This is a genomic window from Clostridium sp. AF17-21AC (assembly GCF_003461365.1).
GTDB lineage: Bacteria > Bacillota > Clostridia > Lachnospirales > Lachnospiraceae > Coprococcus > Coprococcus ammoniilyticus.
Genome location: NZ_QTWY01000006.1, coordinates 21,025 through 36,038, shown reverse-complemented (window position 1 = coordinate 36,038; position 15,014 = coordinate 21,025). Strand labels below are relative to the sequence as shown.

At 41.5% G+C, this 15,014-nt stretch carries 14 protein-coding genes and 1 pseudogene; 4 read left to right on the top strand and 11 right to left on the bottom strand.

The window, feature by feature from the left end:
• Window positions 1-59 precede the first annotated feature (59 nt).
• From DWW85_RS09755 to udp, 3 genes are all read right to left on the bottom strand, one after another.
• Window positions 60-1,106 carry a hypothetical protein gene (locus DWW85_RS09755; protein WP_117808514.1) on the bottom strand — a complete coding sequence of 349 codons (1,047 nt, stop codon included), beginning with the start codon at window positions 1,104-1,106 and terminating at the stop codon, window positions 60-62.
• Window positions 1,107-1,128: 22 nt separating this feature from the next.
• Entirely contained in the window at window positions 1,129-1,380 is a 252-nt protein-coding gene (locus tag DWW85_RS09750) for an acyl carrier protein (protein WP_008400537.1), read from the bottom strand.
• A 141-nt stretch (window positions 1,381-1,521) separates the two neighbouring features.
• Window positions 1,522-2,298: a uridine phosphorylase gene (udp, locus tag DWW85_RS09745; protein ID WP_117808513.1), complete on the bottom strand. Its 777-nt coding sequence runs from the start codon at window positions 2,296-2,298 to the stop codon at window positions 1,522-1,524.
• A gap of 375 nt (window positions 2,299-2,673) precedes the next feature.
• Between udp and DWW85_RS09740 the strand changes: the two genes are divergently transcribed.
• Window positions 2,674-2,931, top strand: coding sequence for an HPr family phosphocarrier protein (locus DWW85_RS09740; protein WP_008400539.1), 258 nt, complete (start codon window positions 2,674-2,676; stop codon window positions 2,929-2,931).
• Between the two features lie 185 nt (window positions 2,932-3,116).
• The gene (locus tag DWW85_RS09735; RefSeq protein WP_117808512.1) at window positions 3,117-4,961 is read left to right on the top strand and encodes an ABC-F family ATP-binding cassette domain-containing protein; all 1,845 of its coding nucleotides are present in this window, start codon (window positions 3,117-3,119) and stop codon (window positions 4,959-4,961) included.
• Window positions 4,962-4,998: 37 nt separating this feature from the next.
• Here DWW85_RS09735 and DWW85_RS09730 read toward each other — a convergent pair whose 3' ends face one another.
• A complete protein-coding gene (locus tag DWW85_RS09730; protein ID WP_021944461.1) occupies window positions 4,999-5,178 on the bottom strand; it encodes a DUF6472 family protein in 180 nt (59 codons plus the stop codon).
• Window positions 5,179-5,394: 216 nt separating this feature from the next.
• Here DWW85_RS09730 and DWW85_RS09725 point away from each other — a divergent pair, with 216 nt between their 5' ends.
• Window positions 5,395-6,654, top strand: a complete 1,260-nt coding sequence (locus DWW85_RS09725) for a transglutaminase domain-containing protein (RefSeq protein WP_021944462.1) — start codon at window positions 5,395-5,397, stop codon at window positions 6,652-6,654.
• Between the two features lie 56 nt (window positions 6,655-6,710).
• Here the strand turns inward: DWW85_RS09725 and DWW85_RS09720 are convergent, their stop codons facing one another.
• The 3 genes from DWW85_RS09720 to DWW85_RS09710 are packed head-to-tail and all read right to left on the bottom strand — an operon-like array spanning window position 6,711 to window position 9,992.
• Complete coding sequence (locus tag DWW85_RS09720; protein WP_021944463.1) at window positions 6,711-7,406, bottom strand: hypothetical protein; 696 nt, start codon at window positions 7,404-7,406, stop codon at window positions 6,711-6,713.
• A gap of 58 nt (window positions 7,407-7,464) precedes the next feature.
• Window positions 7,465-8,610 (bottom strand): hypothetical protein, encoded by a 1,146-nt coding sequence (locus DWW85_RS09715; protein WP_117808511.1) that lies wholly within the window; start codon window positions 8,608-8,610, stop codon window positions 7,465-7,467.
• Window positions 8,611-8,639: 29 nt separating this feature from the next.
• On the bottom strand, window positions 8,640-9,992 hold the full coding sequence (locus DWW85_RS09710; RefSeq protein ID WP_117808510.1) for a triacylglycerol lipase: 1,353 nt from the start codon (window positions 9,990-9,992) through the stop codon (window positions 8,640-8,642).
• 152 nt (window positions 9,993-10,144) lie between these two features.
• Between DWW85_RS09710 and DWW85_RS09705 the strand changes: the two genes are divergently transcribed.
• Window positions 10,145-11,503, top strand: a complete 1,359-nt coding sequence (locus tag DWW85_RS09705) for a citrate synthase (RefSeq protein WP_117808509.1) — start codon at window positions 10,145-10,147, stop codon at window positions 11,501-11,503.
• Window positions 11,504-11,930: 427 nt separating this feature from the next.
• On the opposite strand, the gene DWW85_RS09700 is transcribed toward DWW85_RS09705, so the two are convergent.
• From DWW85_RS09700 to DWW85_RS09685, 4 genes and pseudogenes are all read right to left on the bottom strand, one after another.
• A complete protein-coding gene (locus tag DWW85_RS09700) occupies window positions 11,931-12,893 on the bottom strand; it encodes a beta-ketoacyl-ACP synthase III (RefSeq protein ID WP_008401620.1) in 963 nt (320 codons plus the stop codon).
• 83 nt (window positions 12,894-12,976) lie between these two features.
• Window positions 12,977-13,156, bottom strand: a complete 180-nt coding sequence (locus DWW85_RS09695) for a hypothetical protein (protein WP_242996151.1) — start codon at window positions 13,154-13,156, stop codon at window positions 12,977-12,979.
• A gap of 169 nt (window positions 13,157-13,325) precedes the next feature.
• Window positions 13,326-13,766 carry an Hsp20/alpha crystallin family protein gene (locus DWW85_RS09690; RefSeq protein WP_008401623.1) on the bottom strand — a complete coding sequence of 147 codons (441 nt, stop codon included), beginning with the start codon at window positions 13,764-13,766 and terminating at the stop codon, window positions 13,326-13,328.
• Between the two features lie 214 nt (window positions 13,767-13,980).
• Window positions 13,981-15,007, bottom strand: a pseudogene (locus DWW85_RS09685) (MFS transporter).
• Window positions 15,008-15,014: the final 7 nt, after the last annotated feature.

Below are 15,014 nucleotides of genomic sequence, written 5' to 3'. Positions count from 1 at the left end.
TATAAGCCCGGCCCGAATTCGTCACTTGACCATACACCGTGGTGTTTTCGTCTGCTACTTTAAAGTCTCTCGACAACCTTGTTGAGGACTTCAATCTCTTTGGCCTTTGCGGTCATGATATACTTCTCAAAACGATCAAGGCAGTTCACATTTCCTGTGATGGATGTCTTGATCAGAAGGTTTCTTGCTGTCAGCATATTGTTGACAACCTCCATGTACTCGTCAAGAATCTCATTATCATAAGCCAGCACACCTTTTGCCATCATATACTTCAGACGTTCATTCATCAGAACTTTATGATCGTATAACAGGTGAAGTGCACGGATATCAAAATCAGGTTCATCTCCTGAAAGCTGCTTTTCGATCTGCTTATATACTGCATCGTATACATTTACACCGAATACTGTATCTGAGAAACGGTTTCTCATCATACGGAAATGATTCTTGGAATCCTTTGCTTCCAGATATTCAACCAATGTATCCTTGATATATGCCACATCCAGATCATAATACATCTCAGCGGTATTCTTCTGGATCACATATAAACCACGTCTGCCTTTATAATCATCCTTAAACATATGATCTTCGGATGCTGTTATGATATCGTAACCCCGCTTAACATCCTCAAAAGATACAGTTGAATAAGAATAATGCTCACCAAATGTGAAATCACCAACATGGAATTCTTCCTTATCCTTATCATAGCCAAAAATAAATAACTCATGTGGGAATTTGTAATCTGCACCGGAATCGCACAGGATCTTTGCCTCGTCAAATACACCATAGACATATCCGTTCAGGTCGATCGTTTTAATAATGAAGTTAATGATATCTCCACAGTAGCTCTCTACCTGCTCTTTTGTCATCAGTGAGAACAGAAGATATGGACACTCCTTCAAAGAACTGCTTCCCGGCATCATATCTGCCAGAAGCATCTCATCTCCTGTGAAAATCTCCTCAATATTATAACATCTAAGCTGGATGTAATTGCTGAAGATCCAGTTCTTAGCTTTTTCGTCATCCCCCAGAATTGAGAATAATGTTGCATGCCACTGCCATGATGTAATCATCGGGTAGCTGACTGGCAATATCTTTTTATTGCTCATGATTATACCTCCCTTGTCTTCTTTAATTCAACTTGGCTGCAACAGCGGCAACCACATCATTCATATCATAATACAAGCCCAATGCAAGTTCTGAATCCTGAAATTCAATATTGAAATCATTTTCAAGCTCTACGATCAACTGAATAATTGATACAGAATTAACCCCATATTCTTTTGTCAACTCGGCTGTCATGTCAAGCTTGCTGATGTCGATCTCCGGCATAACACAAGCTACAGCCTGTAAAACCTTTGCTTCCAAATCCTTTCTGTCCATTACTGACCTCCTATCTGATATTTTAGAACCCGACATATTATATCGTCAGGTTCTTTTTGTTAATATTTACCAAATACTGTTATTAACATTGTATATGTTTTAACACTTTTTTTCAATAACTTCTTACTATATTAATAGCTTTTATTCTTTCCCCGCATCCAAAATCATCTGCCGGACTGCCTCAACTGCGGTCTTTACTGCCATGTCCGTATCGTATGCCAGTGGATTCTCAAGCCCTGCTGCCTTCCGCTCCTGATTTCCAACCACCAGATAACAGGCTCCGACCTTCACGCCCAGATAAGCACCTACGATAAATAACGCCGCGGACTCCATCTCGGACGCCAGACAGCCCATCCGCTTCCATGCCTCCCATTTGGCTTCCAGTTCATAGGACACCGGCTTGGTTCCCGGTTCATGCTGTCCATAGAAGGAATCCTTGCTCTGAACAACTCCGGTATGGTATCGGACTCCCGTCGTCTCGCAGGCTTTTGTCAGTGCCTGAATGACCGGATAGCTTGCAACAGCCGGATATTCGATCGGAGCATATTCCTTTGATGTACCCTCCATCCGGACAGCACCGGTTGCCACCACGATATCCCCTCCCATGATATCTAACTGCATCGCGCCACAGGTTCCAACCCTTATAAATGTATCTGCGCCACAATGCACCAGTTCCTCCAATGCAATCGCTGCTGATGGTCCGCCGATACCGGTCGATGTTACACTGACCTTCTCGCCCTCCAGATATCCGGTATATGTCACGAATTCCCGGTTGTCCGCAACCAGCTTTGCATCATCCAGATAAGCTGCGATCTTCGCTGACCGCTTCGGATCCCCCGGCAGGATTACATATTTTCCGATCTCGTTCTTCCCTGTCTTTATGTGATATTCCCGTCCTGATTCTTCCTGATAGATCATACTGCCACCTCCGTTTCTGTCTGCTTTTGTTCCGGTCAATCCCTGTTTTTTTACAGCTATTTGTACAAAAGCAGATACATATCAACTGCTATTTACCTGTATTATACCGAAAATATACACCAAAATCACCAATTTCTCCTATTTTGTACAAATTTTTCATAGCAATTTGTAACACCATTACAGTTTTACTACATATAAATGAATATCCTTAACTAAAAAATGCCGATTTTTGAATTCCTTTAAGCTGAAATTTCTATTTATTTTAAAAAATTTTAGAAATTGGTAATAATTTTGCTTTTTGTTCACACTTTCATAATTTGACTTTAGCAAAAAAAAGGATTATAAATTGTTCAACAAATCAAGGAGGCGAGTTTTATGGCTAAATCAACTGACATTAAAGTAAAATTAAGCAGCGTTGATGAAGTAAAACAGTTTGTAGATGTAATGAGAGGATATCATGGCGATGTCGATATATCAGCTACAAACAAAAACTATATGGTAGATGCAAAATCTATTCTTGGTGTTATCAGTCTCGATCTGAGAGATGAATTAACCGTAAAATTCTATGATGGTATTTCCGATTCATACATGTCAACACTGAAGCCTTTCATTGCTGAACCAGCAGTCGCATAAGGCAACTTATATTTAATAAAAGGAATATACGACAAACAGAAGCTATAAGAGCAGTCGTAAAAAAGGATATCCGGTCATGATTACCGGGTATCCTTTTTTCATTGTAAGGAAAAGGGTTATTGACGTAGCTGGAAAACCATCATAAAATGGATAAGTAAATTTGAATAATGATTTGAGGAACACAAATGAACTTATTAACAATGAAAAATATTCATAAAGCCTATACAGACAAGGTTCTCTTTCAGGGAGCCGATTTTTCTGTCAACACCGGTGATAAGATTGGTGTGATTGGTATAAATGGCACGGGGAAATCCTCCTTGTTAAAAATGATCGCCGGTATCGATACCTGCGATGCCGGATTGATCGTGAAAGGCAATAATGTTGTTGTCAATTATCTTCCACAGAGTCCGACTTTCCATGATGATGAAACAATCTACGAACATGTTATCACGGCAAACAGCACAGAAGAAAACAAGTGGAGCATTGAAGGAGATGCACGGGCACTTCTGGATAAGCTTGGATTCACAGATACCAGCATCTCGGTTTCCAGTCTGTCCGGCGGTCAGAAGAAAAAGGTAGCCCTTGCCGCTGCCCTTCTTTCAAGCTGTGATATTCTGGTTCTTGATGAACCAACTAACCATCTGGATAATGATATGACCGAATATCTAGAGGACTATCTGAACAACTACAGGGGTGCACTGGTCATGGTCACACATGACCGTTATTTTCTCGATCGTGTAACAAACCGGATCGTTGAGATCGACAAAGGATACATCTACAACTATGATGCCAATTATGAAGGCTATCTCATGTTGAAAGCCGAACGTGAAAATATTGCGCTTGCCACCGAACGCAAGCACCAGAATATTCTCCGGAAAGAGATCGCATGGATCCGCCGTGGTGCGCGCGCAAGAAGCACCAAACAAAAGGCTCATATCAAGCGCTATGAAGCCCTTGCAGCCGAAGAAATGATGGAAGCTGATAAGACAGTAAATCTCAGCTCAATTGCCAGCAGACTTGGAAATAAAACGATAGAACTTCATAATATTTCAAAAAGCTTTCCGGGACTTACTCACCCACTCATCGAGAACTTCTCTTATAATTTTCTGCGTAATGACAGAATCGGTATTACCGGACCAAATGGCTGTGGTAAATCAACCCTTATGAAGCTGATCACCGGCAAGCTGGAACCCGACTCCGGTATCATAGAGATCGGTGAAACCGTAAATATCGGATATTTCTCACAGGAAAATGAAATGCTGGACGATAACAAGATTGTACTGGACTATGTGAAGGAAACCGCAGAATATATCCGAACCGTCGATGGATATATGTCGGCATCTACCCTTTGTGAGGAATTCCTGTTTGACTCCACCCTGCAGCACCAACGGATCGGCAAGCTGTCCGGCGGGGAAAAGCGCCGCCTGTATCTGCTTAAGATCCTTGCCGGCTCGCCGAATGTTCTGATCCTGGATGAACCAACCAATGATCTGGATATATCAACACTCTGTATTCTGGAAGATTATCTGGATACCTTTCAGGGCATTCTGATCGTAGTTTCCCACGACCGGTATTTCCTTGACCGTGTTGTAAAACGGCTGTTTGTCTATGACGGCTATGGACAGATCAGGCAGTTTGAAGGAAGCTATACCGACTATTATCTGGAATATGGAACATTTGCAAATTCTGTAAAGTCCGGTTCCGGTTCTGCAAAGCCTGCTCCGGCTTCCAAGGGAAAACCTGCAGCAGATATTTCAAAATCAGAAACAGTAGAAAAGGATACCGCACCGAAACGTGCAAAAACCAAATTCACTTTTAATGAACAGCGTGAATACGATACCATTGAAGACGACATTGCTGCCTGTGAAGAAACCATTGATGGACTGGACAGGGAAATCGCAGCTTCCACAACAGATTTTACAAAGCTGAATCACCTGATGGCAGAAAAGGAAAATGCCGAACTGAAGCTGGAACATCTGATGGAACGGTATGTTTACCTTACAGATCTTCTGGAATCCTTTAAAAAATAGGTATAATCATAATAAATAAGAAAATGAGGAGACAGGCTTACATCTGTTTCCTCACTACTTTATACTCATCATCTAACTGAAAATATGGACAGCTTTCATATGAGCTCGTTATAAATCTGGCATAATCATCTTCATCCATATTCACCATGCATTCCGAAAAATCATCTTCTTCATCATACACATAGTGTGCGCACAAATCACAACTCGCTGCTCCCATAAGCAACCTCCTTCTTATCATTTTCCCAAATTAATTGCCTGTTTTCAGTAAATATTACACATATTATTTCCAATTTGCAAGTCCTATCCCATAATATATTGTTCATGCCTACAGAAAAGAGTTTTTGACTGGCAATACTTTCCATATTGTGATATTATTAAGAAAGTATAATTTTATAACTTTTCTGATATAGAAAAGAAACTGGGGTGCGTAATTATGAGGAAAAAACTACTATTATTTATAATAGCTGCTATTTTTACTTTTTCAAGTATGACAGTCCTCGCCGCAGAGGATACCGCAGACAAAGATGCAAAAGATAAAAAGTCTGCCGCAGCTACCATCGATACTTCTTTATACTATTATAACAATTTCGATAACGATGCTTACCGGGATGCTTATAACCAGTTAAAAGAAGCAGCAGATGCATTTCACAATTCAAACCAGAATGCGGAATACGAAAATGCGAATACCGAAAACAGCTACTATAAAGCATTTTCGATCAATGTTACAAGCAAAACATGGGAAGTTATCGGTCCGACAGGTATGCAGGCAGTTATCAATGCCTTTCTGGCAGATAATCCTACATACTTCTGGATGTCTCCTTCCTTTAATTACAGTACCAAGTCTTTAGATGGCGGTGCTGTATGCTATAATGTCGAGATTGTCTGTTATAATGATTATGCAAATGGAAGTTCCAGACAGGTCATTAAGAATAACATTGATATCTCCGTATCAAATCTTGCTGGCAATCTGGAAAAAGATCTTCCTGATTACCAGAAGGAATATCTGATCCATAATGCGATCATTGAAGATACTTACTTCCAGGTCAGCAATGAAAACTCACATTCCGGATTAAGCTGGTCCTATACAGTAGATGGTATTTTCAACGCAAAGCATAAGACAGCAACTTCATTTGGATATGCCAAAGCATTCAAGGCAGTTATGGATGCCACCGGTGTAAAATGTATTTATGTAGAAGGAAATACCAAAGAAAACGATGATTCTACCTATAATTCACATGCATGGAACATGGTTTATCTGGATGATGGCTGGTATATTGTAGATCTTGCGTATGATCATCCGGAAACAACCTCCGGCAAAAATGTTCTGATCTATGATTATTTTAACATTACCAGTGATGAAGCATCCGATCTGAATCCTGCATCTGACTGGCTGCCTGGTATTCCAACCTGTACCGGTACGGCTCACAGTATCGACAGCATCCAGTCTACACTGGAAGCTGAAAACATCTGGCAGGAAGACAATTACAATTTTTTCGATAAAATACTGGATAAATACGGTGTGTCCGTTGTCCTGATCAGCCTTGGTGTTATCATAATCCTGATCGTCACTTTGGTTAAACGGATTCACAAAAGACGGAAAGCAAGACGTGTCGAAAAGATTAAGAATACAAAGACCGTAACGATCGATCATTCCGAACTGGATGAGGAACTTCGTCGTCCACCACTGTCATAATAAAAAAGTGGAACTATACCTATGATAACAAAGGTACAGTTCCACTTTTTTTCTTATTAATTTCCTATGATCAGCCAGGAGGTCAGGATTCCCAACAGGCGTTCATCCGGGTGTCCTGTCTCTGTTAAAAAGATCAGGCCAATCCTTTCATGATCTCTTCTGCTTTCTTCATAGTATTTCTTAACATTCATAACTTTTTCATCATATGCAACAAAGCGGAAACGTTCAGACGGATGTTTCTCCAGCTCAATATATTCCTGAAGATCCCGAAACCGGGTTTTCTCATCAATATGACAATTTGTGTCTCCCAATAAATACGGAAAAATACAGTTGTCACTGAAATCTCCCACTACCCTTTTATCTTTCAGGATTGGCACATGAGAAATATTTCTGTCATTCATGATCCGGATAACCGGCATAACCGGATCATCCAACGAACGCCATACCAGATTATTAAAGGGTACTGCAATATCCATACACCGCACCGGATTCTTAATACGATCCAGCACCATTTCCAGAAGCTCGATCATCTTCTTGCCCGGCTGTACAGCAAATTCCTCATCCAGCCGTTGATTATGCTGCAGCAGATTTCTCACTTCTCTGCAATAATTCAGTTCAAACCGGATATCCTTGAATTCACTCCGTTTTTCCAGCTTGGCAACCGCCGAACCATCCGGCGGAAGTTTGAATTCATTGATTGCTGCATTTTCCAGCTCCTTGTATTTATCAAGGAAAATTTCCGTATTATCCATAATGACATCCTCCCAATTTCTGATCTGATATCAGCCAGCAAGCTACACCCGAAAGTGTTTATTTTAAATAATTAAAATCACCCAGATTATCAATGGATATCCAGGTTCCTTCGTTTATGATCGTCTGAACCAGTTCATCATTTTCATCCATTTCCTTACTGCTGCAATCATCAGAAACTTCATATAGTATACTGTTATTGATCAATACATTTGCTGTTTTCTTATCTTTATCCGGATAGTATACATATACTCCATTATCCGATACCGCATATCCCTTATCCCGGTTATATGCACGGATTGCCAGCGCCGCATTCTTCATATCCCCTTCAAAGCCATATACGGTAACTGTAATATCCTTTGATGATGAATTATTGCTCCAGTCTGTAACACGAAGTGTACAGTCCAGATCTCCGGTCTTTGTTGTATCGATCTGACGGTTGATCGTAAGTTCATTGGTCAGATCCGGCTGTGAATCCTCTACTGAATAGTAATCCAGCAGATCGACCTGCTCATTTATGAAAACGCCCAGATTATCCGGTCCGATAATTTCCGGGAAATCTCTGTCAACTACTTCAAGCGTAAGTTTTTTCTTCTTTTTCAGCTTTCCGCATTTTACTATATAGCTCACTTTATAGGAACCAATCTTCTCCGGTGCAAAATCCGCTGTATCGCAGGTAACAACCGCCTTACTGTTCACCGGCTCTACATATGCCGTGATATCAAATTTCGAACCCAATACATATTCGCTTGAAATCTGCTTTACCTTGAGATAGCGGCCACGCATAATGCCATTTACCATAAAAAGCAGAATAATGCCTACAACAACTGCAAGCAGCAATGTAAACTGATTTGCCGTTATTCTCCTGCGTCTTCTTTTTTGTGGCTGTGTCTTTCTTCCTGATGTATTGTTTGAACGTACGCTGCCAGTGTTGGCACTCTTTGTTCCGTTACCTGAATGTGCGCTGGTGTTTCTTGCGCTGCCTCCATTGCTTCTGGCTGCGATATTTTTTACACCACTGCCTGTTCTATTTGAATGCGCACTACCAGCACCTGTACCACTACCCGGACGTGTACTGCCAGTGCTTTTTGTCCCGTTACCCGGACGTGTGCCGCCAGTGCTCTTTGTTCCAGTTCCCGCCGATCTTTTCTTCACTACTGCATTTGATACTGCGGGCTTCTTTACATTTTTATTTTCCTCACCCATTTTATTACCTGCTCCTTTTCTTTTATATATCAATATCCCTTTGTTTTTAAATCATGAACCAGCTTCACATAAAATTCCCGGACATCAAATCCCGGAATATTTTCCCGGTTTAGATCGATCACATCTCCATGCGAGATTCCGCGCTTCCCCTCCACTGTCAGGTATTTGAAATCTGCTCCCCATGGGAATGATTTTTCGCCTACCAGTCCATCATTTGCTCCATCAAAATATTTTACCAATCGATATGTATAATTCAGCGGAAATCTGCCATTTCCTGCCACATTCTGCCTCGAACCAACGCTCTGATATAACACGCCCTGTGCATCATGTAATTTATCATTTAGGGCTTTACATGCCGAAGCTGTCAGATCTTTTACTCCCAACAGAAAATCCGGCGAATCATCGCCCAATTTTTTAAATACTGCATTATACGCTTTTGCCACGCTCTGCTGCTCTTTTTCCGGAACAATATTTAACAGATAATCTGCAAATTCACATCCCCGGTGCGGTGTATTTATCGTTGTTAGTGATGCAACATACCGATCTGTACCAAGTTCTGATAAGGCATAGCGCATATCCAGACCACCTTTTGAATGTGCGATCACATTTACTTTTTCACAGCCCGTTTCAGCTACGATCTCCCGGATTCTTGCATCCAGCTCCTGTGCACATGCCGGAACCGATGCTGCCGACTGGTGATTGCCATAAAAAAGAACTGCACCATTTGTCTCCAGTTCCTTTGGAATTCTTCCCCAGTAATTTAACAATTTGAAATCCCGGAAGAAGATACCATGCACCAGCAGAATCGGGTATTTTGTTTTGCAGATCTGCTCTTTATTCCGTTCCCGATTCAATCGAACCTTATCATTTTCAAATGAAACCTCTCCTATCGTCAAGCGAAGTATCTTCCCAAGTACGACCAGATTTACAACCGGTATCATGCCACATACAGCTCCGATCCCTCTCCATTTGATACCAAGCTGTTCTGACGTCAGATATATCCGGATCATTCCATTCCAGAACACAACTGCTTCCACAAGAATCGCTGTCAATATATGAAATACCCACATTTTCCCATTTGTCGGTATATATTCAGCCGGAAGAACTTTTGCCATACATAAAACGGTATATATAATTGTAAGCACTGTGGATACACAGAATACAAATAGCTGCATACAACCGTTTCTGCATTTGCTAAGTCTTGGTGTTTCCAGTTTTCCGCACAATACCGTCGGTATTACACAGACCATCCCCGTAACAAGCCATGGAACAATATCGTACAACACGCTATTATAAACTCTGCCTGACAATACCGTACAGGCAGCAAGCCCAACTGCAAGGCTTCCAAAGACTGTAACAACCGCCAATCTCCCTTTTCTCATGTATATCCTCCGTTTTATACACTCTCCTTTTTTGTAACCATACTAATTATACCAAAGCATGTGCTGCCATGCTACAATTATTTCATTGCATTCTCTATAAAAAAATGCGATAATGACTTTTAGTATTATCCTATTCACAGGAGGAAATTGAAATGTCAATTAATAATATCGGCCCTTTCACAAAGAGCCATCTGGATATGTGTATCAAAAACAACAGCATTGATGATGCCTTATATGAAAAATATGGTGTAAAACGTAGTCTCCGTGATTTAAATGGTATCGGTATCAATGCCGGAATCACGAATGTCTCTCTTAGTAAATCATTTACAACAGATGAAAAAGGCAATCGTGTTCCATGTGCCGGAGAGCTCTACTATCGTGGCTACGAAATTCATGATCTGATCAAAGGATTTTTCCTGGATAATCGTTTTGGTTTTGAGGAATGTACATATCTCTTGTTATTCGGCGTTTTGCCGGATGAAAAGGAGCTTCAGAACTTCAAGCAGGTTTTAAATATCAGTTATGATCTGCCGCATCATTTCATTCAGGATGTGATCATGAAGAGTCCGACTGCCGATATTATTGCAAATATGACAAAGAGTACACTGGCTCTTGGTTCATACGATAAAAAGATGGGTGACAACTCTCTGGAAAATGTATTACAGCAGTGTATCCAGTTGATCAGTATGTTCCCTCGTCTGGCTGTTTATTCCTATCAGGGATACCGCCATTACGAGCTTGGCAAGAGTTGTTATATCCATAAGCCGCTTCCTGAATTGTCATTTGCCGAAAATATATTAAGTACCCTACGTTCCAATCGGAAATACACCCGTCTGGAAGCCCGTGTACTGGATCTGGCACTGGTACTTCATATGGAACACGGTGGCGGAAGCAACTCAACCTTTACAACACGTGTTGTAACCTCTTCCGGTTCCGATACATATGCAACAATGGCTGCTGCCCTCTGTTCCTTAAAGGGACCTTTAAACGGTGGCGGCGACTATCAGGTTATGGGTATGATGAAAAATATCCGTGACAATGTATCAGATATCACAGATGAGGAAGAAGTTGGCGAGTATATCCGTAAGATTGTCAACCGGGAAGCATATGACAAAACCGGTATCGTATATGGTATGGGGCATCCATTCTATTCCATATCCGATCCCCGTGCTCTGGAATTCAAAAAATATGTAAAGCTTCTGGCAGCCGAAAAGGGTATGGACGAAGAATATGCGCTTTATGAGATGATCGAGCGCATTGCACCTAAGATCATTGCCGAAGAACGTAAGATTTACAAAGGTGTTTGTATCAATATTGATTATTACAGCGGACTTCTCTACAAAATGTTAAAGATTCCTGCTGAGATGTTTACTCCGTTATTTGCAATCGCACGAGTAGTCGGCTGGAGCGCACACCGTATGGAAGAGCTTGTTAATTCCTACAAGATCATCCGTCCTGCCTACACCAGCATTGCAGAGATCAAAGAGTATGTTCCTATTAATGAGCGATAAAACAACTACAGCTACAGCCTTTTCTCCCTGTCTCCAGCCATCTCGATCCTATACTTATTATTCCGCAAAACGCTTTCGCTCTATTCCTCGACGCAGCGGTACATAAGGTTGCAGAAAACGCAACCTAAGTACCGGCGCTCGGAAAGGTTTGCTTCATAACAAGTATAGAACCAAGATAACTGAATGACAGGAAGAAAAGGCTGTAGCTGTTTATAACTTACAAAACTAACGCCCTTGTCTCAAGACATCAGCAAGGATTCCGTTATGAATTGCATATACCAGCAAATATGAGTGCTTGTCTGAGCCGTCGGGCGAATTGGCACGAGAACATTTGCGAATCGGGTATATGCAGTTTATAGGAACCGCAGGGAGTCTTGGCACAAGGTCGAATCTGGTATCGCACAGGTGACCGTCGTTTAGACATTTTCTACCACTCAAGTACGATCGCACCATAGGTTAAGCCGGCGCCAAATGCTGACATTGCAACCTTGTCGCCACGTTTTAAGCCGCCATCACGCACCAGACTGTCGAGCATGACAGGTACACTGGCAGCACTCATATTTCCGGTATATCCGAGTGTCATCGGGAACTTCTCGATCGGCGCTTTTAACCGCTTTGCTACTGATTCGATGATACGGACATTTGCCTGATGAAGAACGAAATAATCAATATCATCGGCTGTCATATCTGCCTTTTCCAGTGCCTCGAGCAAGCACTTCGGGCACTGTCTGACTGCGAATTTGTATACTTCCTGTCCATCCATATGCAGATAATCATGTTCGATCCCAGCTTCCGTAAATATATTGTGAGTACGTCTGCTCTCGCAGTTCAGAACCATTCCCTTCTTACCGATCGATCCCTGTACTACACTGATAATTCCCTTGTCGGATTCTTCCAGATACGCTGCACCTGCTCCATCTCCAAACAACACGCAGGTTCCACGATCGTTCCAGTCGAGGATCTTGGATAATGTCTCCGCACCAATTACCAGTGCATTCTTAACAAAGCCTGTCTCGATGTACATTTTTGCCACATTAAGTGCAAATACAAATCCTGAACATGCGGCATTTACATCAAATGCAATGGCATTGTCTGCACCAAGTTCCGCCTGAACCTGACATGCGGCACTCGGTGTATAATAATCCGGTGTTACTGTTGCAAGCACGATCAGTTCTACATCGATTGCTTCTTTTCCTGCCATCTCCAAGGCTTTCTTTGCAGCCTCTGCTGCCATTCCTGCAGTTGTCTCATGTACCGCGATTCTTCTATTCTTAATTCCGGTACGACTGGAGATCCACTCGTCCGAAGTGTCTACATATTTCTCGAGGTCTGTATTTGACACATTTTTTTCCGGTAAAAAGCTTCCGGTTCCCATTATTCTTATTGGCATAGGTTTTCCCCTTTGTATTTTTTAGTTGCACTCATTATAGCATACATTATTAATTCCAGCAATTTCCTTGTGAGCCTTCCATTTTATAAGCCACCGGCACGAAGGTTTTGAGCAAACACATTTTCAGGCATGCCACCCACTACAAGATAACTATAAAAGAGCTTGCTTAATGTTTCATGAACCGTATCCGAAACCCTTGAAGCATTATCATAACATTCTTTTAAATAATCAAATGTTGACTGCTGTATTCCATTTGCCCACATATATTCCTCAAAATCAAGCGGATACACTGCCACGAAAAAAAGGGCTGCTGCCCTACGAATGATTTTTCGTAAAGCAACAGCCCCATTTATGATTATTCATATCTGACATTTCTATCAGAAGGAGACAAAATGATTTACTTTAATAATTTTCATACAGGAAGTGAAAGAATTATCCTTCAATTGAGATATATTTGCTTTCCTCAACCTTTGGCTTCTCTTCTTTCTTTGGTACGCTGATCTTTAAAACACCATCTTCAAATTTCGCCTTGATGTCTTCCTTTTCAACTGCCTTACCAACATAGAAGCTACGGCTGCAAGAACCACAATATCTTTCACGGCGGACATATTTGCCTTTCTTGTCCTGATCGCCTGTTTCTTTCTTCGTTGTACCTGTGATGGTCAGGTAACCATCCTTCAACTCTGCCTTTACATCTTCTTTCTTGTAACCGGGCATATCAATATCCAGTTCAAATGAACCTTCGGTCTCTTTTACATCTGTCTTCATAATATTAGCAGGCTGTGTATAACCTGTTGTCACTTTATAAGGACGTGCAAAATCATCAAATAAATCATCAAATAAATTTTCTCCAAAAATACTAGGCATCAACATAAGTCATTCCTCCATTCAAATACATACATTTTATTCTTTTGTGTGCTGACCATTGTCAGAACACGTAATTGTTATTTTTCCGGAACTCCGGAACCTCCATCAGTCTCTATCTGATGTCCTCTCCTTCGTTCTGATTATGTTATACCACTTGTATTAGCACTCGTCAATAGCGAGTGCTAATAATTTTTGTGAAAAATCTGTGAAGTCTTGTAGATTATTCTCCTGCACACATTCCCCGCTCTGCCTTAAGCTTTTCATTTGCCGCTTCCACATTCATTCTGGAAAGTATAAGCAGGATTAGTATATCAAATATCAACGGCAGCCACAGATACATGAACTGCATCATATCAAGAGCCGATTGTGGCTGAACCGCCATCGTTCCTTTATAACCGGACAGTTCAAGGAGCCAGCCGACAACCGCCGTTCCGATTCCTCCTCCGATCTTTACACCAAGCGAAGTACAGGAGTACATAGTTCCGTCAACCCGCTTTCCCTGTGTCAGGTAGGTATATTCGGAACAGGAAGCAATAACCGCATTCATATCTCCCTGCCAAGGTCCCTGGCCTAGCGCTGCAAGAGCTGTAAATGCCAGCATAAGCGGGATGTTTCCAATATAGCCGGCAACAACAACCAAGGCTCTGCCAATAACCGCTATGATATATCCTCTAAGGTTCAGCTTATACATGCCCTTCCATTTGCCAACCAGCGTCGGTGTAAATATCAGTGCTATAATGAGGGGAATATTTACTGCCCAGGCAAACTGCCCGAACAGATTCTTATTCTTAAGAACCCATCTGAACCCGTTCTTTGCTGTTCTTTGTGATCAGTGAGGTAAGTGCCGAATACGCAATATTATTTGCCGTGTAAAACACACCATTTAACAATGTGTATGCAATGAAAAACCATGTATACTGTGCAGCCTTACCCATACCGGCTGGAACTGCAAAACATGCAACCAGCGTGATTGCACAGCCAATATATCCATAGATCATCCATGGTCTTGCCTTTCCCAGTCTGCTGTGTGTCTTATCAATCAGGGATCCGAAAAATACATCCGTAAATCCATCAAATAATTTGGATACCGCGATCAGTGTGCCGACAATGCCTGAAGCAAGTCCGACCGTATCCGTCAGGTATACCATGACAAAGGATGTCAGAAACGCATATACCACATTTCCAGCGATATCTCCCGAACCATAACCTACTTTATTATACCATTTTAAATATTTCTTCTCTTCCATCCGTATC